The 20,492-nt window shown below is 58.3% G+C and carries 19 protein-coding genes; 8 read left to right on the top strand and 11 right to left on the bottom strand.

Features of this window, described 5'->3' with window-relative positions; translation table 11 throughout:
* The 3 genes from xylG to xylA form a co-directional block, all read right to left on the bottom strand.
* Positions 1-1,593, bottom strand: a complete 1,593-nt coding sequence (gene xylG / locus KHU33_RS10000) for a D-xylose ABC transporter ATP-binding protein (RefSeq protein WP_211462702.1) — start codon at positions 1,591-1,593, stop codon at positions 1-3.
* Positions 1,594-1,687: 94 nt separating this feature from the next.
* The gene (xylF, locus tag KHU33_RS09995) at positions 1,688-2,668 is read right to left on the bottom strand and encodes a D-xylose ABC transporter substrate-binding protein (RefSeq protein ID WP_407928267.1); all 981 of its coding nucleotides are present in this window, start codon (positions 2,666-2,668) and stop codon (positions 1,688-1,690) included.
* A gap of 129 nt (positions 2,669-2,797) precedes the next feature.
* Entirely contained in the window at positions 2,798-4,114 is a 1,317-nt protein-coding gene (gene xylA, locus KHU33_RS09990) for a xylose isomerase (RefSeq protein WP_211462700.1), read from the bottom strand.
* 247 nt (positions 4,115-4,361) lie between these two features.
* Between xylA and KHU33_RS09985 the strand changes: the two genes are divergently transcribed.
* Together KHU33_RS09985 and KHU33_RS09980 are read left to right on the top strand one after the other, a co-directional pair.
* A complete protein-coding gene (locus KHU33_RS09985) occupies positions 4,362-5,615 on the top strand; it encodes a XylR family transcriptional regulator (RefSeq protein WP_211462699.1) in 1,254 nt (417 codons plus the stop codon).
* Positions 5,616-5,630: 15 nt separating this feature from the next.
* Positions 5,631-6,698 (top strand): aldose epimerase family protein, encoded by a 1,068-nt coding sequence (locus KHU33_RS09980; RefSeq protein ID WP_211462698.1) that lies wholly within the window; start codon positions 5,631-5,633, stop codon positions 6,696-6,698.
* A 116-nt stretch (positions 6,699-6,814) separates the two neighbouring features.
* On the opposite strand, the gene KHU33_RS09975 is transcribed toward KHU33_RS09980, so the two are convergent.
* The gene (locus tag KHU33_RS09975) at positions 6,815-8,998 is read right to left on the bottom strand and encodes a phosphocholine-specific phospholipase C (protein WP_211462697.1); all 2,184 of its coding nucleotides are present in this window, start codon (positions 8,996-8,998) and stop codon (positions 6,815-6,817) included.
* A 452-nt stretch (positions 8,999-9,450) separates the two neighbouring features.
* On the opposite strand from KHU33_RS09975, the gene KHU33_RS09970 reads away from it, so the two are divergent.
* A complete protein-coding gene (locus KHU33_RS09970; RefSeq protein WP_211462696.1) occupies positions 9,451-10,689 on the top strand; it encodes an ammonium transporter in 1,239 nt (412 codons plus the stop codon).
* Between the two features lie 19 nt (positions 10,690-10,708).
* Here KHU33_RS09970 and KHU33_RS09965 read toward each other — a convergent pair whose 3' ends face one another.
* Both KHU33_RS09965 and KHU33_RS09960 read right to left on the bottom strand, forming a co-directional pair.
* Positions 10,709-11,035, bottom strand: coding sequence for an AzlD domain-containing protein (locus tag KHU33_RS09965; protein WP_211462695.1), 327 nt, complete (start codon positions 11,033-11,035; stop codon positions 10,709-10,711).
* Positions 11,032-11,757, bottom strand: a complete 726-nt coding sequence (locus tag KHU33_RS09960; RefSeq protein ID WP_211462694.1) for an AzlC family ABC transporter permease — start codon at positions 11,755-11,757, stop codon at positions 11,032-11,034. Before KHU33_RS09960 ends, KHU33_RS09965 begins: the two co-directional genes overlap by 4 nt.
* A 102-nt stretch (positions 11,758-11,859) precedes the next feature.
* Between KHU33_RS09960 and KHU33_RS09955 the strand changes: the two genes are divergently transcribed.
* From KHU33_RS09955 to KHU33_RS09945, 3 genes are all read left to right on the top strand, one after another.
* Positions 11,860-12,558 (top strand): aspartate/glutamate racemase family protein, encoded by a 699-nt coding sequence (locus KHU33_RS09955; protein WP_211462693.1) that lies wholly within the window; start codon positions 11,860-11,862, stop codon positions 12,556-12,558.
* Between the two features lie 312 nt (positions 12,559-12,870).
* Positions 12,871-13,104, top strand: a complete 234-nt coding sequence (locus tag KHU33_RS09950; protein ID WP_211462692.1) for a hypothetical protein — start codon at positions 12,871-12,873, stop codon at positions 13,102-13,104.
* A 230-nt stretch (positions 13,105-13,334) separates the two neighbouring features.
* On the top strand, positions 13,335-14,201 hold the full coding sequence (locus KHU33_RS09945) for a Crp/Fnr family transcriptional regulator (protein ID WP_211462691.1): 867 nt from the start codon (positions 13,335-13,337) through the stop codon (positions 14,199-14,201).
* A 205-nt stretch (positions 14,202-14,406) separates the two neighbouring features.
* Here the strand turns inward: KHU33_RS09945 and KHU33_RS09940 are convergent, their stop codons facing one another.
* A complete protein-coding gene (locus tag KHU33_RS09940; RefSeq protein ID WP_211462690.1) occupies positions 14,407-15,315 on the bottom strand; it encodes a LysR family transcriptional regulator in 909 nt (302 codons plus the stop codon).
* Between the two features lie 112 nt (positions 15,316-15,427).
* Between KHU33_RS09940 and KHU33_RS09935 the strand changes: the two genes are divergently transcribed.
* The gene (locus KHU33_RS09935) at positions 15,428-16,846 is read left to right on the top strand and encodes an aldehyde dehydrogenase family protein (RefSeq protein WP_211462689.1); all 1,419 of its coding nucleotides are present in this window, start codon (positions 15,428-15,430) and stop codon (positions 16,844-16,846) included.
* A gap of 236 nt (positions 16,847-17,082) precedes the next feature.
* Positions 17,083-17,304 carry a hypothetical protein gene (locus KHU33_RS09930; protein ID WP_211462688.1) on the top strand — a complete coding sequence of 74 codons (222 nt, stop codon included), beginning with the start codon at positions 17,083-17,085 and terminating at the stop codon, positions 17,302-17,304.
* A gap of 108 nt (positions 17,305-17,412) precedes the next feature.
* Here the strand turns inward: KHU33_RS09930 and KHU33_RS09925 are convergent, their stop codons facing one another.
* The 4 genes from KHU33_RS09925 to KHU33_RS09910 form a co-directional block, all read right to left on the bottom strand.
* Positions 17,413-18,681, bottom strand: coding sequence for a tetratricopeptide repeat protein (locus tag KHU33_RS09925; RefSeq protein WP_211462687.1), 1,269 nt, complete (start codon positions 18,679-18,681; stop codon positions 17,413-17,415).
* A 95-nt stretch (positions 18,682-18,776) separates the two neighbouring features.
* Positions 18,777-19,214 (bottom strand): ExbD/TolR family protein, encoded by a 438-nt coding sequence (locus KHU33_RS09920; RefSeq protein ID WP_211462686.1) that lies wholly within the window; start codon positions 19,212-19,214, stop codon positions 18,777-18,779.
* A 143-nt stretch (positions 19,215-19,357) separates the two neighbouring features.
* Complete coding sequence (locus tag KHU33_RS09915) at positions 19,358-19,786, bottom strand: ExbD/TolR family protein (RefSeq protein ID WP_211462685.1); 429 nt, start codon at positions 19,784-19,786, stop codon at positions 19,358-19,360.
* A gap of 2 nt (positions 19,787-19,788) precedes the next feature.
* Positions 19,789-20,492 (bottom strand): MotA/TolQ/ExbB proton channel family protein (locus KHU33_RS09910; protein ID WP_230414166.1); only part of this gene is annotated, 704 nt, incomplete at its 5' end.

The following is a 20,492-nucleotide window of genomic DNA, read 5'->3' as shown; positions in this document are numbered from 1 at the left end:
TTAGTTTCCGAAGTAATTCCCGATGATTGCAGACGCCGTTGCAGCGGGTTGCTGTGAGGCCAGATACTGCGACGACTGGTCGATAGCTGCCGCCAGCACGGTTTCCTGACTCAAATCGCGATTGATGAAATTGCCGCGCAACTTGCCTTCGCCGATGACCAGCACGCGGTCGGACACGCCCAGCACCTCCGCCAGTTCGGAGGACACCATGATGATCGCCACGCCCTGCCGCGCCAGATCCGCCATCAGCCGGTAGATCTCGGCCTTGGCGCCGACATCGACGCCACGCGTCGGCTCGTCCAGGATCAGGACCTTGGGCTGCGCCAGCAGCATCTTTGCCAGCACCGCCTTTTGCTGGTTGCCGCCGGAGAGGCTGGTGATGGGCAAGAACGGGCTGGCGGTCTTGAGCTGGAGGCGGCTGATTTCGGCTTGCACGGTTTTCAGTTCGGCTTCGGCGTCGACGCGGGTACGGCGTGAAAAATTCTTGAGCACGGTCAAGGTAATGTTCTGGCCGACACTGAGATCCGGCACGATGCCGTGCTGCTTGCGATCCTCCGGCACCATGCACAGCCCGAGCCGGATCGCCTTCAGCGGCGTGCTGGTATCGACCTTGACGCCTTCCAGCCAGACCTCGGCCTGGCTGCGCCCGGGATAGGCGCCGAACAAGGCCGACACCAGCTCGGTGCGGCCGGCGCCCACCAATCCGGCGACGCCAAGGATCTCGCCGCGCCGCAAGGAAAAGGAAATATCGTCGACCCGCTTGCGCTGCGGATTATCGACGTCATGGCAAGTGACATGCCGCGCTTCGAACATCACCTCGCCGATCTCGTGTTCCCGGTCCGGATACATGGCGCTGATCTCACGGCCCACCATTTGCGTGATGATCTGCTCGACATTCATTTCCTGCATGGGCGTGGTGGCGATGTGCTTGCCGTCGCGGATCACGGCCACGGTGTCGCATACCGCCGCCACTTCGTCCAGCTTGTGCGAGATGTAGACGCAGGCCACGCCCTTGGCCTTCAAATCGCGAATGATGTCCAGCAATATCGCAATCTCAGACGCTGTCAGCGATGAAGACGGCTCATCCAGGATCAGCAGCCTGGCCTGTTTGTTGAGCGCCTTGGCAATTTCCACCAATTGCTGATGGCCGCCGCCGTAGTGCATCACCGGCAGCGCCACATTGATGTCCGGCATTTTGAGTTCACGCATGAGTTCTGCCGCGCGCCGGTACATGGCGGGATAATTCATGCGGCCGCCGGGCAAGGTCAGCTCGTGTCCCATGAAAATGTTTTCCGCCACCGACAATTCCTGCACCAGCATCAGCTCTTGATGAATGATGATGATGCCTGCAGCCTCCGTATCGCGCATGGATTGCGACTTCAACGGCTGCCCTTGCCACAGGATTTCGCCCTGCCAGCTGCCATGCGGATAGACGCCGGAAAGCACTTTCATCAAAGTCGATTTGCCGGCGCCGTTTTCGCCGCACAAGCCGAGGCACTCGCCACTCTTGACCTTGATGCCTATGCCATCGAGCGCGCGGACAGCGCCGAATTCCTTGACGATGCCGCGCATTTCCAGCAAATAGTCGGACATGTTTGCTCTCGCAGTAATTGAGTGGACAACAGCCGGCCGGCGCGCGAACCAAAGTCCGCAGCGCCAGCCGTCGTCTCAGTTCATGCGTCCGGGCTTATTTGCTGCTGATCTGGGCCTCGGTATAGAAGCCGTCGTCCACCAGCAGCTTGACGTTGGCGCTGGTCAGCGGCGTCGGTTTCAGCAGGATAGTGTCGACTTTCTTGGCGCCGTTTTCATACTGGGCGTTATAGGATGGTTTTTCATTGCGCGCCAGTTGCACCGACAGCTTGGCTGCCTCGGATGCGATCAGCTTGAGCGGCTTATAGACCGTCATCGATTGGGTGCCGGCGATCACCCGTTTGACCGCGGCCAGGTCGGCGTCCTGCCCCGAGACCGGCACTTTGCCAGCCATCTTTTGCGACGCCAGCGCCTGGATCGCGCCGCCGGCGGTGCCGTCATTGGAAGCGACAATGGCGTCGATCTTGTTATTGTTGGCGGTCAATGCGTTCTCGACGATGGACAGGGCTTCGGTAGCGCTCCAGTCCTTCACCCATTGCTGGCCGACGATCTTGATATCGCCCTTGTCGATGGACGGCTTGAGCACTTTCAACTGGCCTTCGCGCAGCATCTTGGCGTTGTTGTCGGTGGGCGAACCTCCCAGTAAATAATAATTGCCCTTGGGCTGAGCCTTGAGCACGCCCTCAGCTTGCATCTCGCCGACTTTTTCATTGTCGAACGAAATATAGGCATCGATATCGGCGTTGAGAATCAGGCGGTCATAAGACACCACTTTGATGCCGGCCTTCTTGGCTTCCTTGACGGTATTGCTCAGCACGGTGGCGTTGAACGGCACGATCACGATGACGTCGACACCGCGTGAAATCAGGTTTTCGATCTGGGCAATCTGCCGCTGCTCGCTAGCGTCGGCCGATTGTACGAATACCTTGGCGCCCAGTTTATCGGCCGCGGCAATAAAAAAATCACGATCCCTGGCCCAGCGTTCCACCCGCAGATCGTCGATCGAAAAACCGATCTTGGGATTCTTGGAGTCGGCCATGGCGGCTGTGCTACCCAGTGCAAATACGGCTATCGACATCACTGCCAATATGCTCTTTCTCATGATCTTGTTCATTGCTGCGTCTCCTGTCATTGGTTTTGATTTAAAGCTCATCGCATCAGCGTATTAACTTCGTCGTATCAACTTCGACTGCAACACCATTTCACATCAACCGAAGATGACCCGATTGACCAGGTTCTCCAGCATTTCCTGACGGCCGCTGATCGCCTGCGGATTGAGCTGGCGGGCAAAAGCATGTTCGGCGATGTCGCTCAGACTCAGCTTGCCGGCCAGCACATCCTGCCCGAAAACACTATCCCATCCGGCGTAACGCTCGGCCTTGAACTTTGCCAGCAGATCGTTTTCGATCATGCCGGCGGCGCGCTCCAGCGACAGAGCCAGCACGTCCATCGCGCCAACGTGGCCATGGAATAGATCGACCTCATCCAGGCTCTGGCGCCTTACCTTGGAATCGAAGTTGTAGCCGCCGCTGGTAAAGCCGCCCGCTTTCAGGATTTCGTAGGTGGCCAGCGTCATTTCCTCGACGCTGTTGGGGAACTGATCGGTATCCCAGCCGTTTTGCGGATCGCCGCGATTGGCGTCGATGCTGCCCAGGATTCCCAGCGCGGCGGCAGTAGCGATTTCATGATGAAAACTATGCCCGGCCAAGGTCGCGTGGTTGGCTTCGATATTCACCTTGATCTCGCGTTCCAGGCCATAATCCTTGAGAAAGCCGTAGACGGTGGCGCTGTCGTAATCGTATTGATGTTTGGTCGGTTCCTGCGGTTTCGGCTCGATCAGCAGCGTGCCCTTGAAACCGATCTTGTGTTTGTGCTCCACCACCAGCCGCATGAAGCGGCCAAGCTGCTCGCGCTCGCGCTTGAGATCGGTATTGAGCAAGGTTTCATAACCTTCGCGGCCACCCCACAACACATAATTGGCGCCGCCCAGACGCTGAGTGGCATTCATGGCCGTGCATACCTGTGCGGCAGCGTAGGCAAACAATTCCGGATTGGGATTGCTGGCGGCGCCGGAGGCAAAACGCGGATGGCTGAAGCAGTTGGCGGTGCCCCACAGCAGGCGTACTCCTGTTTGCTCCTGCTTGCGCTCCAGCACATCCAGCATCTGCGCGAAGTTGTTGCGGTATTCGGCCAGGCTGCCGCCTTCCGGCGCGACATCCGTGTCATGGAAAGTGTAATAGTCGACGCCCAGCTTGCTGAAGAATTCGAAAGCGGCGTCGGCCTTCTTGTGCGCCAATTGCATGGCGTCGCCGCCTTCCTGCCAGGGGCGGCGGAAGGTGCCCGCGCCGAACACGTCGGAGCCGGGCCAGACGAAGCTGTGCCAATAGCATGCCGCCATGCGCAGGTGCTCGCGCATTGGTTTGCCCAGCACCAGCTTGTCAGCATCGTAATGACGAAACGCCAACGGCGTTTGCGCCTGCCTGCCCTCGAAGCGGATCGGTGTAACGGAAGGGAAATAACTCATTGCGGCTCTCCTGTCTGGTGGCGGCTTGTTGTCGATGCGGGCCATTGATGTGGGCAATACTAGCAACCGCGGACGGCGCTTCACAATTACGAAATCCACCAGGTGCACTAGCGATTCTTTCTATTGCAAGCGCACAAAACGGCGCGCTTCGCTACAATCGTGGCGAACGGACCGAAACAGGTCGGCGGCAGTGATAAATTGACAAAAGAAGGCCGGCAAGCTGTGTGGCGCTCCAGGAGACAGCAGAATGACAAAAATACCAACCGTGCATCGCATCGCCTTGCTATTCAACGGCAACAAGATTTTCGACCGCGACATCATCGCCGGCATCGGTGAATACCTGAGCAGCACGCGCGCCTCCTGGGATTTGTTTTTGGAGGAAGACTTTCGTTGCCGCCTGCAAGGCATAGAACGCTGGCAAGGCCATGGCATCATCGCCGACTTCGACGATCCGGCCGCTTGCGAAGCGTTGGCGCGAGTCAGTCTGCCGGTGGTGGCGGTGGGCGGATCATATGCCGATGAAGGTGGCTACCCCGACGACATCCCCTATGTCGCGACCGATAATTTCAAACTGGTCAAACTGGCCTACGATCATTTGATCGAAGCCGGCCTGCAGCGCTTTGCCTGTTTCAGCCTGCCGCAAGCGGCGGTGAACCGCTGGGCCCAGGAGCGCGAGAAGGCGTTTGAAAATCTGATGCAACGCGACGGCATGCAAGGTGAAATCTATCGCGGCGTTGGCACCAGCGCGCCGTCCTGGGATACCGCGGTGGAACAACAGATCGCCTGGCTGCGCACCCTGCCCAAACCGATCGGCATCATCGCCGTCAGCGACGCCCGCGCCCGCCAGCTATTGCAGGCTTGCCTGTGCGCCGGCATCGCGGTGCCGGAACAAGTGGCGCTGATCGGCATCGACAACGATCCGCTGGCGCGCATCCTGACCCGGGTTCCGCTCAGTTCTGTGATCCAGGGCACGCGTGAAATGGGCCGCACCGCCGCCCACCTGCTGCATCAGATGCTGCATGGCGCGCGCCTCGCCGGCGCGCGCATCCTGGTACCGCCGGCCGGCATCAATGTGCTGGCGTCCAGCCGCCACGAAGCACTCAATCATCCGCATGTGATGCAAGCCATGCATTTCATCCGACAGTACGCCTGCCAGGGCATCAAGACCGAACAGGTGGCGGACTATGTCGGCGTTTCGCGCTCTTCGCTGGAGTGGTATTTCCGCCGCGAACTGGGACGCAGCGTACATGACGAAATCCTGCGCTTCAAGCTGGATGTGGCGAAGGACATGCTGCAACGCCAAGAGCACGAGCAACACGCGCCGCGCGGCATTGCCGAGATTGCTGTCAGTTGCGGTTTCACCTCGGTGCAATACATGCATGCGGTGTTCAAGCGCGAGCTCGGCTGCACCCCGCGTGAATACCAGGACCGATCAGCGTCGACTGAACTGCCGCAACAGCCGGCCGCCAGCACTGCCACCAACCCGCTGTCACTTAACTAACCGAAACCGACGACGATGACACAGATCCCTATCACCAGCACGCCTGCCGGACCCGGCGTCACTCTGTATACGCTACGCAATGCACATGACATGCGGGTCTTGATCAGCGACCGTGGCGCCACCCTGATCTCATGGTGGGCGCCGGACCGTTATGGCCGGGTTGCCGATATCCTGCTTGGTTATCCGGACCACCAGGGTTATCAAAAGAACCCGCCGTATTTCGGCAGCCTGGTCGGACGCTGGGGCAACCGCATCGCCAAGGGGCGCTTCAGCGTGGATGGCGCCGAGTACCTGGTCGACCGCAACGATGGCGACAATCATCTGCACGGCGGCGACGCCGGTTTTCATCTGGCGCAATGGCGGGCCGAACCGGGCCGGGATGGATTGCGGCTGACGCTGGAATCGCCCGACGGCGACGGCGGCTTTCCCGGCACCGTACAGGTTTCGGTCTTGTACAGTCTCGACGACGACGGCCGCCTGAGCATAGACTACAGCGCCGGCAGCGATGCGCCGACCCCGCTCAACCTGACCTCGCACGGCTATTTCAACCTGAGCGGCGGCGGCAGCGATATCTACGATCACATCCTGTCGATCGACGCCGATGCATATCTGCAAATCGACCGCCAGCTGATCCCGACCGGGCTGGCCGATGTCGCCGGCAGCGCCTTCGATTTCCGCCAGCCGGCGCCGATCGGCCCACGCCTGGCCTGGCCCGACACCCAGCTAAAACTGGCAGGCGGCTTCGACCATTGCTATTGCCTGCGTCCGCAAAATCAAGATACCCATGTTGCAGGCCAAAGCCGCAACGTGCAGCCATTAAGAGAAGTGGCGACCGTCTACGATCCCGGCTCCGGCCGCCACCTGTCGGTCTCAACCACTGAAAACGGCCTGCAGTTCTACAGCGGAAATTTTCTAGCCGGCATACACGGCCGCGCCGCCCAGCCCTATGCGATACACGACGGCTTCTGCCTGGAAGCGCAAGCCTACCCGAACCAGATCAACAGCCCCGACGCCGAAGCCGTCATCCTGCGCCCCGGCCAGCTATACCGCCAAACCACAACGTACCAATTATCGGTACGCTAAAAATTCAAGGTTGCAGCTAACCGGGGTCAGAGTGAATTTTCGGCAAGCCTCACGCCGGAACTTCACTCTGACCCCGCTTAGCGGACTACGGAGTACACACGCCTGCGCCTTGCGCTTCAGGTAGCCGCCATCGCCGGATCACTAACCCCATGCGCGCCCGTCTCCATACGCCCGGCAAAGCGCCGGCTGAATCCCCCCAGCGCCACCGTCGCCGTAAAATCATACCAGTTGCCCTGCGCCCCAACCGGCCAATGCTGATCCAGCTGCATGCCCGCCGGAACCTGGAAAGTCCACGGTCCCGCCTTGCGATAAGCATTCGGCTTGACCGTGACGATACAAGCTTTCTCGCCCCGGTTCGCCATCGTCAGAGCAATCCGCTTGCTGAAGATATCGTAGCTAAGCCGCACTTCAGGTTCAGCCGACTCCGCGGCAGACAGCGCGGCCAGATTGCCCTGGAACGCTCGATGAAACCCGTTCGGCCCCAGCACCCACAAATCGTAAGCGCCGCGGTCCGCATTCAGATCCCAGCTGTCTTGCCATTCCTTGCCGGCTTCCAGCGCATAACGACGCGGCACCCGATCCAGGTGCAGCCGATCGTAAACATGGAACACCGCTGCAGCTCTGCCGGTATTGCGGAAACCCAGGTTGATCTTGGTGTTCCTGACATCGACCCGGGCGCTGGCGTGCAGCTCGTAGGGCAAAGCACGCGAAGGCCTGACGCCGGCCGCCTGCATCGGAAACACCTGAGTGCCTTCAGCCGGCAACGCAACCTGCTGCAATTTTTCTTGCTGAGCGCGCACAGCGTCAGCTTCTGCCCGTGTGCGTTTCGGCAGCGTCGGCAAGACTTCGTGATTCGGATTGACGAAGTTGAAGGCTGACAGCAAATCGCCGCAGACGGCGCGGCGATAAGGCGTGATGTTTTCTTCCTTGACATGGAAGCGTGCTTCGAGAAAGCGCAGTACCGAGGTGTGATCGAACACTTGCGAATTGACCCAGCCGCCACGGCTCCATGGCGATATCACATACATCGGTACTCGCGGACCAGGGCCGTAAGGATGTTTTTCGTAAGCAGCCGCTGCCGCTTTTGAATAGTATTCGCCATCGGTGGCGATGCTGGAATGGCCGGCCAACTGATCGCCATCAAAAGCCGGAGCGCAAGGCGGCGGCACGTGATCGAAGAAACCATCGTTCTCATCGAAATTAACCAGCAGCACCGTCTTGCTCCACACCGCCGGGTTAGCGGTCAATGCATTCAACACTTCCTGGATGTACCAGGCGCCCTGCACCGGGCTGGACGGTCCCGGGTGTTCGCTGTAATCCGCGGGCGCCACGATCCAGGACACCTGCGGCAGCGTGCCGGCGCCGATGTCTTCCCGCAAGGCCGCCAGGAAGCCGCCATCCGGCATCGTGTTGCCGACTCCTTTGAACAATGGATTGCTGCTGTCGTCGCTAGGCTGATAAGGCGGAAAAGGAGAGCCGTCGACCGCATTGCCGCGCTGTTCATTGGACTGGCGATAGGCGACGAAGCCGGCCAGCGGATTGTCGGTGAAATTGTCCGGCATGTTCTGGTAGACCTTCCACGACACGCCTTCTTTTTGCAGACGCTCGGGGTAAGTTTTCCAGCTGTAGCTGGTGGCGTCGGTAGAGGGCTCCAGGTGGTCCTGGCTGTTATCGATGACCGGGCCGCCATTTTTTCCCGTGGGGTCATTGCTTCCTGTCCAGTGGAATATCCGGTTAGGATTGGTGCCGCCGTGGAACGAGCAATGGTAGGCGTCGCACACGGTGAAGGCATTCGCCAGCGCGAACTGGAAATCCAGCTCGGCCGAGGTGTAATAACCCATCGATTGCGTCTGCTTGTAGGTCGGCCAGTTGCTCATGCGCCCCAAGTCCCAGGCGTCCTGCGCGTTGTCGTAGAAGTGGCCGGTGCCGTGGACCCGCTGGGCGTTGCCGATCTTGCTGTCGAGATGGTAAGGCAGGATCACGCGCGATTGTTTGGTGGTCTTGTCGGTGTAAGTCTGTTGCAGCACATTGCGCTTGCCTGCCAGCGGGATCGGGAAGCGATCGCCAAAGCCGCGCACGCCGTTGAGCGTGCCGAAATAATGATCGAAGGAGCGGTTTTCCTGCATCAGGATGACGACGTGCTCGACGTCGCGGATAGTGCCGGTCTTGTTATTGGCGGGAATCGCCAGCGCCCTGCGGATGGCCTCCGGGATGGCCGCGCCGGCAGTGGCCGAATAGGCGGTGGCGGCGAGCGCAGTGCCGGCGGTGCGCAAGAAATGGCGTCGGTTTTTCTTGGTCATGATGATCCTGTTTTCCTTATGAGAGTAGGCGTCGCGTGATGAAGGGATTTACTTCGGAGGGGCGGCCAGGACTGGTTTGATTTCAGCCATGTGTTACCGCCATGCATCTTTTGGATGTAGCGAAGTATTGCGGTGAAATATTTCAGGGGTATGAAGATTCCGTGACCGTTTTGTCACGAGGAGGACGGTTAGAACCGGATGGTGAGAACCGATGAGTTTGGCTGCGCAGCTGAGCGGCCTGAGCTGGCGGTGATGTCGAATCCAGCGACAAAATTCCAAGCCGCGCAGGATTCAATACTTCAGATACCGGATAAGCGGATTTTTTGTCGTCTTCTATAAGGACTTCCTTATCTATAGCATGTCATGTCTCCTGGGTCGGGTATGCCATGCCGATGCCGGAATCGTTTAAGCCTGCCCCTTATTTCCATTAAAACAATTAGACGAAGTTATCCATGACACCTTCAATCATGCCGATCAATATCGGCAATACCGCATTCATGCTGCTTTGTTCGAGCCTGGTAATGCTGATGACGCCCGGACTCGCATTCTTCTATGGCGGCCTGGTCGGACGCAAGAATGTGCTGGCCATCATGATGCAGAGTTTCATCTCGCTAGGCTGGACCACCGTGCTGTGGTTCGCCTTCGGCTACTCGATGTGCTTCGGTCCGTCCTGGCATGGCGTCATCGGCGATCCGACCTACTACGCTTTCCTGCAAGGCGTCACCCTGGAGAGCATGTACACCGGCAACGACGCCGGCATTCCGCTGATCGTGCACGTGGCCTACCAGATGATGTTCGCCATCATTACGCCGGCGCTGATTACCGGCGCCTTTGCCAACCGCGTCACCTTCAAGGCCTATTTCCTGTTCCTGACCGGCTGGCTGATCTTTGTGTACTTCCCGTTTGTGCACATGGTGTGGAGCCCCGATGGCCTGTTTGCCAAATGGGGCGTGCTCGATTATGCGGGCGGGATTGTGGTGCATAACACCGCCGGCTTTGCCGCCCTTGCATCGGTACTGTACGTCGGCCGTCGCCAGAAGGTGGAACTCAAGCCGCATAACGTGCCATTGATCGCATTGGGTTCGGGCTTGCTGTGGTTCGGCTGGTATGGGTTTAACGCCGGCTCCGAATTCCGTGTCGATGCCGTCACCGCTTCGGCTTTCCTGAATACCGACATCGCGGCATCCTTCGGCGCTATCACCTGGCTGTTTATCGAGTGGTTCTATCATAAGAAGCCGAAATTCGTCGGCCTGCTGACAGGCGGCGTGGCTGGCCTGGCGACCATCACACCGGCCGCCGGTTATGTCTCTCTCGGCACGGCGGCAGTGATCGGCATTTGCGCCGGCTTGATTTGTTTCTATGCCGTTGCACTCAAAAACCGGCTGGGCTGGGACGATGCGCTGGATGTCTGGGGTGTCCATGGCGTTGGCGGCATGGCCGGCACCATCCTGCTCGGCGTGTTTGCATCGAAAGCATGGAACGCCAATGGCGCCGATGGCTTATTGCTGGGGAATAGCTCTTTCTTCTTGGCCCAATGCGGCGCGGTAATCTTGTCCGGCATCTGGGCGTTTGCCTTTACCTACGGCATGCTGTGGCTGATCAATCTGTTCACCCCGGTCAAGGTCGGCGCCGAGACGCAAGATCGCATGGATGAAGAATTGCATGGTGAAGACGCTTACCTGCATGCCTGATCAAATCGCGGCAAACGCTCTAGCGCCCCAGCACTCCGAACTGCCAGGCAAAAAACACCACCAGTCCGACCATGATGGTCAGCAATTGCCGGCGCGTCCCGGCGCATACCAGAACCGTGGCGATGGCAGCCATCAATTGCGGATTGCGCCAGCTCAGCTCGATGCCCTGACCATGCGGCGCCAGCACCATCGGCACGATAATCGCCGTCAGCACGGTGACCGGCACGAAGGCCAGCCCTTCCTTCAGCCAGATCGGAAACGCGGCGCGCTCGCCGAGCATGAAAATCGCCGCCTTGATGAATACAGTGATCAGCGCCATGCCGATTATCATCAGGGTGTACATCATGCTTTTCTCCTCGCAAAACGTTTCAGCGCTTGCCAGTGCGATAGCGCCAGACCGACGCTGACGCCCGCCATGATCGCTGCCAGCAAACCCAGTTTGTAGGGCAGGTCGCGCAAGAACCAGGCGCACACGCCGGCGGCGAACGCGGCAGCCAGTTGCGGCAAGCGAAACAGCTGCGGCACTACAATCGCGATGAAAGTCGCCACCATCGCAAAATCCAGCCCCAGCGTTTGCAATTGCGGAAACGCCGTGCCGAACAGTAAGCCGACCAGTGTCCACAACTGCCAGTTGCCGTACATGGACAAGCCCGATCCCAGGAAATACCAATGGCCTTGCGGTACATGGGGGTGCTTCAGGTAGTAGGCGTTCATCACGGCGAAGGTTTCGTCTGTCAGCAAAAATCCTAGCAAGAAGCGCCAGCGCGCCGGCAAATGGCTGACATGCGGCAGCAGGGTCGCCGCATACAGCATGTGGCGCAGATTGACGATGAAGGTAGCCATCCAGATCACCAGCAGACCAACCTGCCCTGCCGCCAGGCCGACCGCAATGAATTGGCTGGAGCCGGCAAACACGCCTAGCGACATCAGCTGGCCTTGCCACGGCGCCAGCGGGCCGGCGGCCGCCAGCGCACCGAAAATCACGCCGAACGGCGCCGCGCCAACCAGCATCGGCATGGTATCGCGAGCGCCGGCGGCAAAACTGGACAGTGAGGTGGGATGCGGCATAAGCTATTCCTTTGTGATGCCGGCATAGTAATGTCAAGCGTCGCTTTGCGCTAGTACGGCGCCATGAATATGTGGGTCAACCTTCACCATCAGGGAGTTTATTTGAAGATCATCGGTCTTATCGGCGGCATGAGCTGGGAGTCGACCTTGCCCTACTACCGTCAAATCAACGAGGCGGTCAAGCAGCGGCTGGGCGGGCTGCACTCTGCAAAAATCATTCTCTACAGCGTCGACTTCCACGAGATTGAACGCTTGCAGCACGCCGGCGACTGGCAAGCCGCCGGCGCCAGAATGGCTGAAACGGCGCAGGCGCTGGAGCGGGCCGGCGCGGATTTCCTGGTTCTGTGCACCAACACCATGCACAAGGTTGCGCCTGCGATCGAAGCAGCGGTTGAGATTCCCTTGTTCCACATCGCCGACCCCACGGCCGAGGAGATCAAGAAGGCGGGCTTGTCGACGATAGGTTTGCTCGGCACCCGCTTCACCATGGAACAAGCGTTTTACAAAGATCGTCTGCATGACCGCCACGGCCTGCAGATCTTGACGCCAGCGCCGGAAGACCGCGAGGTAATTCATCGCATCATCTACGAAGAGCTGTGCCTGGGTAAGGTGATCGATACATCGCGAGCCGACTACCGCAGAGTGATCGCGGATCTGATCGCGCAAGGGGCGCAAGCGATCATTCTTGGCTGCACCGAGATCTCGCTATTGATCGGCGCCGAGGATTCTGCGGTGCCGCTGTTTGATACCACCAGCATTCACGCGCGCAAGGCGGCGGACTGGGCGCTGGCAGCGACATGAGGTCTGTCGCTGCATCTAATTTCTGCGCTAATTTCTGCGGCACCCGACTAGCCGTGGATTAAGGTTCGAACCGGCGTCGCTGATAGACGCCGGTTCGAATTTTTATTTCGGCAGCGGATCTGTTGCCATCGCCTGCCGCGCCTGGCTTTTCAGCCGATTACAAAAGTTACCCTGACCGCTTTGAGCTACCTGAAACTGCAGATTCAAACTTTACATTCGCTGTTTTTTGCACAAAGATATATGCGTCAGCGGTTCATTTTTGATTTTCTATGGTAGCGGTTTGACATGCTGCGCCCTTCCAATGGAGAGAATATGTTACTCAAGCAAACACTTGTCGTTGCAGCAATTGCCATGATCGCGGTCAGCGGGTGTAAAAAAGCGGATGAGGCCAATGCCCCTTCAGCAGCAACCCCTCCGCCAGCACAACAAGCTGCACCGGCAATGGCTCCGCCTGCCCCCGCCCCTGCTCCAGCTGCTGAGCCATCGGCCCCTGCCGCCACCCCGGCAGCTTCGGGCGCCAGCGCTTCCGGCAGCGGCAGCTACTAGGAAAGCCGACGCGGTTGGCGCAGAACGGCAGCCGCGTTCGTTCTCCCGGAGCGTAATGCACAGCCGGTCCTGTTGATCGGCGAGCAATTGCGCAGCCCACGGTTTCATTTTTAGTCTCCGTGGTCCGTGTCAGCGCATTCCTACAACAGAAGAAGACAAACGCTGATTTCGAAAACCCCGTACCGGTGCAATGATCAATACACAGAAGTACCACCACATCCTCAAAGGAGATGGCGATGCCTTACGTATTGAACGCTTGCAGCAACTTGAAAAAGAGTACGAAAAACAACGCGGCAGTGCTATCAGTTGTCCAAAGGAAAAGCGCCGCCGGTCTGATACAACCCGGCACGCAAAACCTCACCTCGCTCCGCATTGCCGGACTGTACGGTCACAATCCCTTGCAAAATCACATACTCGGCGCCCTGCCGGCAGAGGATTTCAGGCGTCTTCTGCCGCATCTGGAATTTGTCGCGATGCCGTTCGGCATGACTGTATGTGAAGCAGATAGCCAGATGCGGCATATCTATTTTTTGACCAGCAGCATCGTTTCCCTGCTGCACGATATGCAAGACGGCAGCTCTGCGGAAACAGCGGTTGTCGGTAATGAAGGCGTGCTGGGTGTGGCTCTGTACATGGGCGGCGGCAAGAGCCTGAACCGGGCAATGGTGAAAAGCGCGGGTTATGGATTCCGGCTTAAGGCCAGCGTTCTGGCAGAAGAATTTGCGCGCGGCGGCGCCTTGCAACAACTGTTGCTGCGCTATACGCAGGCACTGCTTGCGCAAATGTCGCAAACCGCCGTGTGCAATCGGCATCACAGCGTTCCGCAACAATTATGCCGCTGCCTGCTGCAGACACTGGACCGCTTGCCTGGCAACGAAATCAGCGTCACGCAAAGTTCGATAGCGGCGATGCTTGGCGTGCGGCGCGAATCCATCGCCGAAGCCGCCGGCAAACTGCAAGATGAAGGATTGATCCAATATGCGCGCGGGCATCTGACGGTGCTGGACAGGCACGGCCTGGAAGCGCGGTCTTGCGAATGCTATATGGGTCTGAAACACGAATATCACGATATGCTCAATGAGGAAAAAGCATCGTAAAATCCGGCCTGTCGTAGACTGCATATCTGCACCGAACGACGAGTCACTGGTACCAAAGTGGACGTTGCAGAATCTCGTGGTTTCCGGCTGCGATACCCTCTTAGCTGCCATCGAGGAAATCCGATGCCTTACGCAAAGTCATACTTTCATCTTGCACAAAGCTCTGTTGAGCCAGGCGCCAAGCAAATACGTTGCAAGGCGGTTTTTACAAAAGTGAGTGCCGTTCGCGAAGTTCATGAATGAGGTCAACGAAAGCGCGCAGTCCAGCAGGTAGCTGCCTGCCAGGAGGATAGTAAAGCGCCAGACCACGATAGCTGGGCGTCCAATCCTGCAACACGCGCACCAATCGTCCTGACGCCAGATCGTCACGCACATACCACTCGGCCAGATAGGCTAGACCGGTACCGGCCAAGGTGGCTTCGCGCATAAGACCCGGATCATCGAGCGTAAGCGGCCCGCTTACCTCGACATTCAATGGTTCGCCGTGATGGGAGAACTCCCAGCGCGACGGCGCACCGCTGGGAAACCGGGCCCGGACACAGGGGTGGCCGGCAAGATCGGCGGGCGAAGCCGGGATTGGAAACCGTGAAAAGTGCGCAGGCGATCCCACCACAGCCACCTGGAGATCACCGCCGATCGGTATGCGGACCATGTCTTGCGGCACCATGTCGCTAAGGCGAATCCCGGCATCAAACCCTTCGGCCACGATATCGACCATCCGCCCCTCGGTCACGATCTCCACCTTCATATCGGGGTAGCGGCTCAGGTACGCCAGTACGATCGGCGCAAACACCATGCGGACAGCGCCCAGCGAAGCATTGATGCGAAGTGTGCCAATAGGTGATAGGCGATGGAGGGTGGTTTCCTCCATGGCGCCGCGAATCTCCGACAAGGCCGGCGTGATTCGGGCAACGAAGTGCTCGCCAGCCTCGGTCAGCGAGACACTGCGCGTGGTCCGATGAAACAGGCGAACGCCGAGCCGCGCCTCCAGTCCCGCGACAGCGTTGCTCAGCGCCGTCGTCGAGATACCTAGTTCATTCGCTGCACGCCGAAAGCTGTGACATCGGGCGACAGCGAGTGCGGCCTCTAGGCCGACTAAACCGGATTTCTGCATTGTCCTGATTTTCGAAATAAAACATCAACTTTTATCTATCTTATCAGATCAATTAGGCGAACGTACACTGCATGCATGGCTTCGGATAGTCCGGGCAAACTTAGGAGCGATCATGCAAACCATCCATCAGATCTATATCGACGGCGCCTTCGTCACACCGCACGGCACCGAGACCATCGAAATCATCAACCCGAGCACCGAAAGGCCCCTCGCACGCGCCACACTCGCCAATGCCGAGGATACGCGTCGCGCCATCGCAGCGGCCAAGAAAGCACTATCGTCATTTGCGCAAACAACAGTCGCCGATCGCGTCGCCATGCTGAAGCGGCTGCATGCTGCCGTCCGGGCATGCAGCGATGCGCTGCGCGATGCGACGATTGAAGAATATGGCGCACCTGTTTCACGGGCTACGTGGATCTCCCACTTCGCGGCGCAATCGTTTCTTGACGCCGCATCGACGCTCGAAGCCTATGACTTCACACGTATCATGGGCACCTCAACTGTAGTGATGGAACCTATTGGTATTGCTGCCCTAATCACTCCATGGAACAGCACCGCTGGTTCGATCTGCAGCAAATTGGCGATGGCCATCGCCGCAGGCTGCACGACTGTGATCAAACCGAGCGAACTGAGCCCGATACAGAACAGGATCGTGACGGAAGCGATCCATGCGGCAGGCTTGCCGGCGGGCGTCGTCAATATCGTCGCCGGGCGCGGTGACGTCGTGGGTGCAGAATTGAGCACGCACCCGGATGTTGCCAAGATTTCGTTCACCGGCTCCACGGCGGTGGGCAAGATCATCCAGCGCGCGGCGACCGAATCCATGAAACGTGTCCACTTGGCCTTAGGCGGAAAATCCCCGACCATCCTTCTAGACGATGCCGACCTGACAAAGTCCGTTCCTCTCGCGCTCAATGCGGCGTTCATGAATAACGGGCAGGCATGTATCTCGGGGAGCCGCTTGCTGGTGCCTAAGCGGCGCTTGGCGGAAGTCATCGAGGCAGTGAAAGAGGCGGTGGCGCAGATGAAGGTGGGTGACCCGGCCGACCCAACTACCGTCATTGGCCCCTTGGCTAATCACAATCAGTACCAACGCATACAGAACTACATCAGACTCGGTCTCGCTGAAGGCGCTACGCTTATCGCGGGCGGCGAGGGGCATCCGGCCGGGCTGGAGCAGGGCTATTTCGTCAAGCCGACGGTATTTGCCAATGTGCGCAGTGAGATGACCATCGCACGGGAGGAGATCTTCGGCCCAGTTCTGTCCATCCTGACATATGGCGACGACGAGGAAGCGATCGAGCTGGCTAACGAAACGGTGTTCGGTCTGCACGCCTACGTCATGTCATCGAACCCTGCGCGGGCAAAGGCTGTAGCGACAAGGCTGCAGGCCGGGCGAGTGATGATCAACACGCTACAGCACGATCCTTTGGCGCCGTTCGGTGGCTTTAAACAGTCGGGGGTCGGCCGCGAATACGGCGTACTTGGTCTGGAATCGTATTTGGAGCCAAAGACGCTCATTGGGGTGTAGCGCGTCACTCATAGCATGGCGGATAAGGTTGGTGGCTGCGGCGTAAGACGAACACATTAGCGTCGATCCGGCACAATGCCAATCTGGTATGACAGGCAGGTCAACATAGTGCTTAATTTGCATTTCCAAAAGCAGATATGCTATCGTGCATTTCCAAAATGCAACATCGTGTAGCGCGCGGCGCTCTTCGCTGGACAGCGCTGCGATTTCCAACTTCAAGAGACCAGAAGCAGCCTATGAAAACATTATTTGTTTGCGCATTTATTCTGCCGCTACTGTCGGCATGTGCGGTAGCAACAGCCGATCAAGACATCGCATCGAGCAATCAGGAGAACGTCTACACCACCGGTAGCAACCTGCCGTCCAAGCAAACCAAGAAGTCCAATATGCAAACGCTCTCACCTGAGCAAGTCTCTGACATGATTCCACCCGTAGCGCCCAGAGGGCCTAGGAACTGAGTCGAAGCAAGCAGCAAGCTTTCACGTGGTTTTCCCATAAAAAAACAGAGTCGTTGCAGATCGCCTGCAAACAACTCTGTTTTTGCGTTTAGCAACTGTCCGATCAAATCAATTCAAAGGATGATTGACTTGTATCAGCCATAGACGCGCCAGGTCTGCCACTCCGTCGGTACCTTGAACGGTCTTGAAGATTTGAATCGCCTTATCCTTTTGTCCCGCCATCTGATACGCGATGCCAAGGTGCAGCTTGGCGTCTTCAGGACGCTTGAGGCCGCCTTTTTTCAAACCGCTCTCCATCAGCGCCAGGCCTTTGTCGAACTGCCCCGCAGTGACCAATGCATAACCGAGATTGAGTTGGCCGGTGCCCTCTTTGGTGCTGGATACCGAAGCTTCGCTTTGCGCCATGGTCCGCTGATCATCAGCTATCCCTTTGTTAGCCTGGTCGCGCAGACGCTTTTGCTTGGCTGCGTCCGGGCCGCTACCCAATACGCCCGACTGATAACCTTGGTCGAGTATCTTCTTCGCTTCGGCCGGGAATCCCGCCAGCAACGCCAGCTGGGCCACATCGGTGAATTCGCCGCTGGTCTGCAGCTGCACGGCAGCGGCTTTCAGTCGATACAGGTCCAGGGTCAGGTGATCAGAGAAACCTGGTTTGTTCTGGACCCGGCTAAGGATGTCGAGCCAATATTCTTTCTTTGGATAGTAGGTGTTGAGCTTTTCCAGCGAGCTCAGATATGCGGGTTTATCGTTGGCCTTGAGCGCGCAGCTGACCAGCAATTTCAAGGTTTGCTCGGACGGCGCCCGGCCAGCGCTCTCGTCAGCCGCGATGTCTTTTTGCAGCTCGCTGGTGGCGCGTGGAATATCATTGCTCAAGTAGTAGGACTGGATCAGCAGTGTCCGCGTTTGCGGGTCGCTACCGCCCTCTTTCAGTGAACGCGTGAACCATATAATCGCCTTGGGATAATCTTCTGCATCGTAGTACAGGCTGCCTAGCGCGTGCACAATTTTGGCTTGCTCGTCTGCAGTAAGACGCCCGGAAGCAATCACCGCTTCAAACGAGCTTCCGGCCAGCTTGATATCGCCGGCGCGCGCTGCGGCAGCGCCGCGCAGCCGGTCAACGGTATAGCTCTCAAAAGCTGTCTTATTGCCGACAGCGTCGGTTTCAGCGATCTTGGCCAGCGCCTCTTTGTATTTTTCTTCTTTGAGGAGAGCCTGCGCTGCTTGCAGCGGCACACCTATTTCCGGACGCACGGTCTCGGCTTTAGCGCTGTCATCCGCGGCATGGACCAACGGAACAATACCAGCCAGCGGAAGCGTGGTGGTCACGCCCACCGCTGCCAACAAGATGAAAATTGGTGCAAATCGTAATTTGGACATAGTTATTCTTTCAATCGAAAACGAAAATAGGCAGGTGTAAGGACTTTAACCCGTCCTAACCCTGCCTATCCTCTGGTACAGAAAACAAATACTACTTACCTATCCATGAACTGCTCATTGCCGACAATGCCGATCTTGGTCACGCCCAGCCGCTGCGCCGACGCCATCACCGCCGCCACCGACTTGTACTCCACCGCCTTGTTCGGACGCAGGTGCACTTCATCGATATTGCCGCCGGCAACAACGCCCTTCAAGCGATCTTCCAGTTCGGTACGGCTGGCCATCGGCGTACCGTTCCACATCACCGTGCCGGTCGGATCGATGTCCACCGTGTCCACCACCGGCAATGCCAACGGCGGCGGCGGATTACCGGTCGGCATGTTCAGCTTGATCGCATGATTCTGGATCGGAATCGTGATGATCAGCATGATGATCAGCACCAGCATGACGTCGATCAACGGTGTCATGTTCATTTCCATCATCGGTTCCGGATCATTGGCGTTGCCGCCGGAAGAACCTACATTCATACCCATGTGATACTCCTCTTCAAGCCCTTCATACACCACCAACGTCCTCCCCGCGAACGCGGGGATCCAAATTCCTGCATCATGTTATCGCTCATGTTGCAACATGGATTCCCGCGTACGCGGGAATGACGACGTGGTTGAAATGCGGGTTAGTTACGCGCAGGCGGTTCGGTGATGAAACCGATCTTGGCTATGCCTGCCCGCTGTGCAGTCAAAATCACCTTGCCGATATATTCATACTTGGTTTGCTGATCGCCGCGGATATGCAGTTCCGGTTGCGGCACCTGCACGGCCACCTCTTTCAACTTCGACAGCAAGGCAGCGGTGTTCGGCACCAGTTGCTCGTTCCAGAACATGTCGCCTTGCTTATTCACCGCCAGGTTGATGTTCTCCGGCTTGGTCTTATAAGGTTCGTCGAATTCGTTCGGCAGCTTCACCGGGATCGTATGCGTCACCACCGGAATCGTGATCAGGAAGATGATCAGCAACACCAACATGACGTCCACCAGCGGCGTCGTGTTGATCGTGCCGATCACTTCGTCTTCATCCCCATCGGGAGAGCCGAGTGACATCGCCATGATTAGCCAACCTTCTTCTTGATGTTAGCGACTTGGCCGGCCTGGCTCGACGACATCACGCCGCTCAGCAGGACCGAGTGCAGGTCGGCGCTGAACGAGCGGATTTCTTCCATCGCGCTCTTGTTACGGCGCACCAGCCAGTTGTAACCGAGCACCGCAGGCACCGCGACTGCCAGACCGATGGCGGTCATGATCAGCGCTTCACCGACCGGGCCGGCGACTTTGTCGATCGACGCCTGGCCGGCGATACCGATCGCGGTCAGCGCGTGGTAAATACCCCAGACGGTACCGAACAAGCCGACGAACGGGGCGGTCGAACCGACCGTGGCCAGGAACGCCAGGCCGTCTTGCAGGCGGCTCTGGACTTTTTCTACCGAACGCTGGATCGACATGGTGACCCAGGTGTTGAGGTCGATCTGTTCCAGCAGCGCGCCGTCATGGTGCAGCGTCGAGGTGCTGCCGTTTTGGGCGATGAAACGGTAAGCGCTGTTCGGCTTGAGGCCGGCGATGCCGGCTTCGACCGTCGCGGCTTTCCAGAAGGTCTTCTTGGCGTTGGTCGCCTGGCCCATCAGTTTCACCTGCTCGATCAGCTTGGTGATGATGATGTACCAGCTGCCCATCGACATCAGCACCAGGATGATCAGGGTGCCGCGGGCTACGAAGTCGCCGCCTTTCCACAGGGCGTCCAGGCCGTAGGGGTTGTCGA

Origin of the sequence: Collimonas silvisoli (genome assembly GCF_018305005.1) — a bacterium.
In the GTDB taxonomy this organism is placed as follows: Bacteria; Pseudomonadota; Gammaproteobacteria; order Burkholderiales; family Burkholderiaceae_D; genus Collimonas; species Collimonas silvisoli.
The sequence above is the reverse complement of the archived record's forward strand: the minus strand, read 5'-3'. Positions and strand labels throughout refer to the sequence as shown.

Coding starts and splice junctions, on each gene's coding strand:
- xylG (WP_211462702.1), bottom strand. CDS start 1,593: ATGTCCGACTATTTGCTGGAAATGCGCGGCATCGTCAAGGAATTCGGC.
- xylF (WP_407928267.1), bottom strand. CDS start 2,668: ATGTCGATAGCCGTATTTGCACTGGGTAGCACAGCCGCCATGGCCGAC.
- xylA (WP_211462700.1), bottom strand. CDS start 4,114: ATGAGTTATTTCCCTTCCGTTACACCGATCCGCTTCGAGGGCAGGCAG.
- KHU33_RS09985 (WP_211462699.1), top strand. CDS start 4,362: ATGACAAAAATACCAACCGTGCATCGCATCGCCTTGCTATTCAACGGC.
- KHU33_RS09980 (WP_211462698.1), top strand. CDS start 5,631: ATGACACAGATCCCTATCACCAGCACGCCTGCCGGACCCGGCGTCACT.
- KHU33_RS09975 (WP_211462697.1), bottom strand. CDS start 8,998: ATGACCAAGAAAAACCGACGCCATTTCTTGCGCACCGCCGGCACTGCG.
- KHU33_RS09970 (WP_211462696.1), top strand. CDS start 9,451: ATGACACCTTCAATCATGCCGATCAATATCGGCAATACCGCATTCATG.
- KHU33_RS09965 (WP_211462695.1), bottom strand. CDS start 11,035: ATGATGTACACCCTGATGATAATCGGCATGGCGCTGATCACTGTATTC.
- KHU33_RS09960 (WP_211462694.1), bottom strand. CDS start 11,757: ATGCCGCATCCCACCTCACTGTCCAGTTTTGCCGCCGGCGCTCGCGAT.
- KHU33_RS09950 (WP_211462692.1), top strand. CDS start 12,871: ATGTTACTCAAGCAAACACTTGTCGTTGCAGCAATTGCCATGATCGCG.
- KHU33_RS09945 (WP_211462691.1), top strand. CDS start 13,335: ATGGCGATGCCTTACGTATTGAACGCTTGCAGCAACTTGAAAAAGAGT.
- KHU33_RS09940 (WP_211462690.1), bottom strand. CDS start 15,315: ATGCAGAAATCCGGTTTAGTCGGCCTAGAGGCCGCACTCGCTGTCGCC.
- KHU33_RS09935 (WP_211462689.1), top strand. CDS start 15,428: ATGCAAACCATCCATCAGATCTATATCGACGGCGCCTTCGTCACACCG.
- KHU33_RS09930 (WP_211462688.1), top strand. CDS start 17,083: ATGAAAACATTATTTGTTTGCGCATTTATTCTGCCGCTACTGTCGGCA.
- KHU33_RS09925 (WP_211462687.1), bottom strand. CDS start 18,681: ATGTCCAAATTACGATTTGCACCAATTTTCATCTTGTTGGCAGCGGTG.
- KHU33_RS09920 (WP_211462686.1), bottom strand. CDS start 19,214: ATGGGTATGAATGTAGGTTCTTCCGGCGGCAACGCCAATGATCCGGAA.
- KHU33_RS09915 (WP_211462685.1), bottom strand. CDS start 19,786: ATGGCGATGTCACTCGGCTCTCCCGATGGGGATGAAGACGAAGTGATC.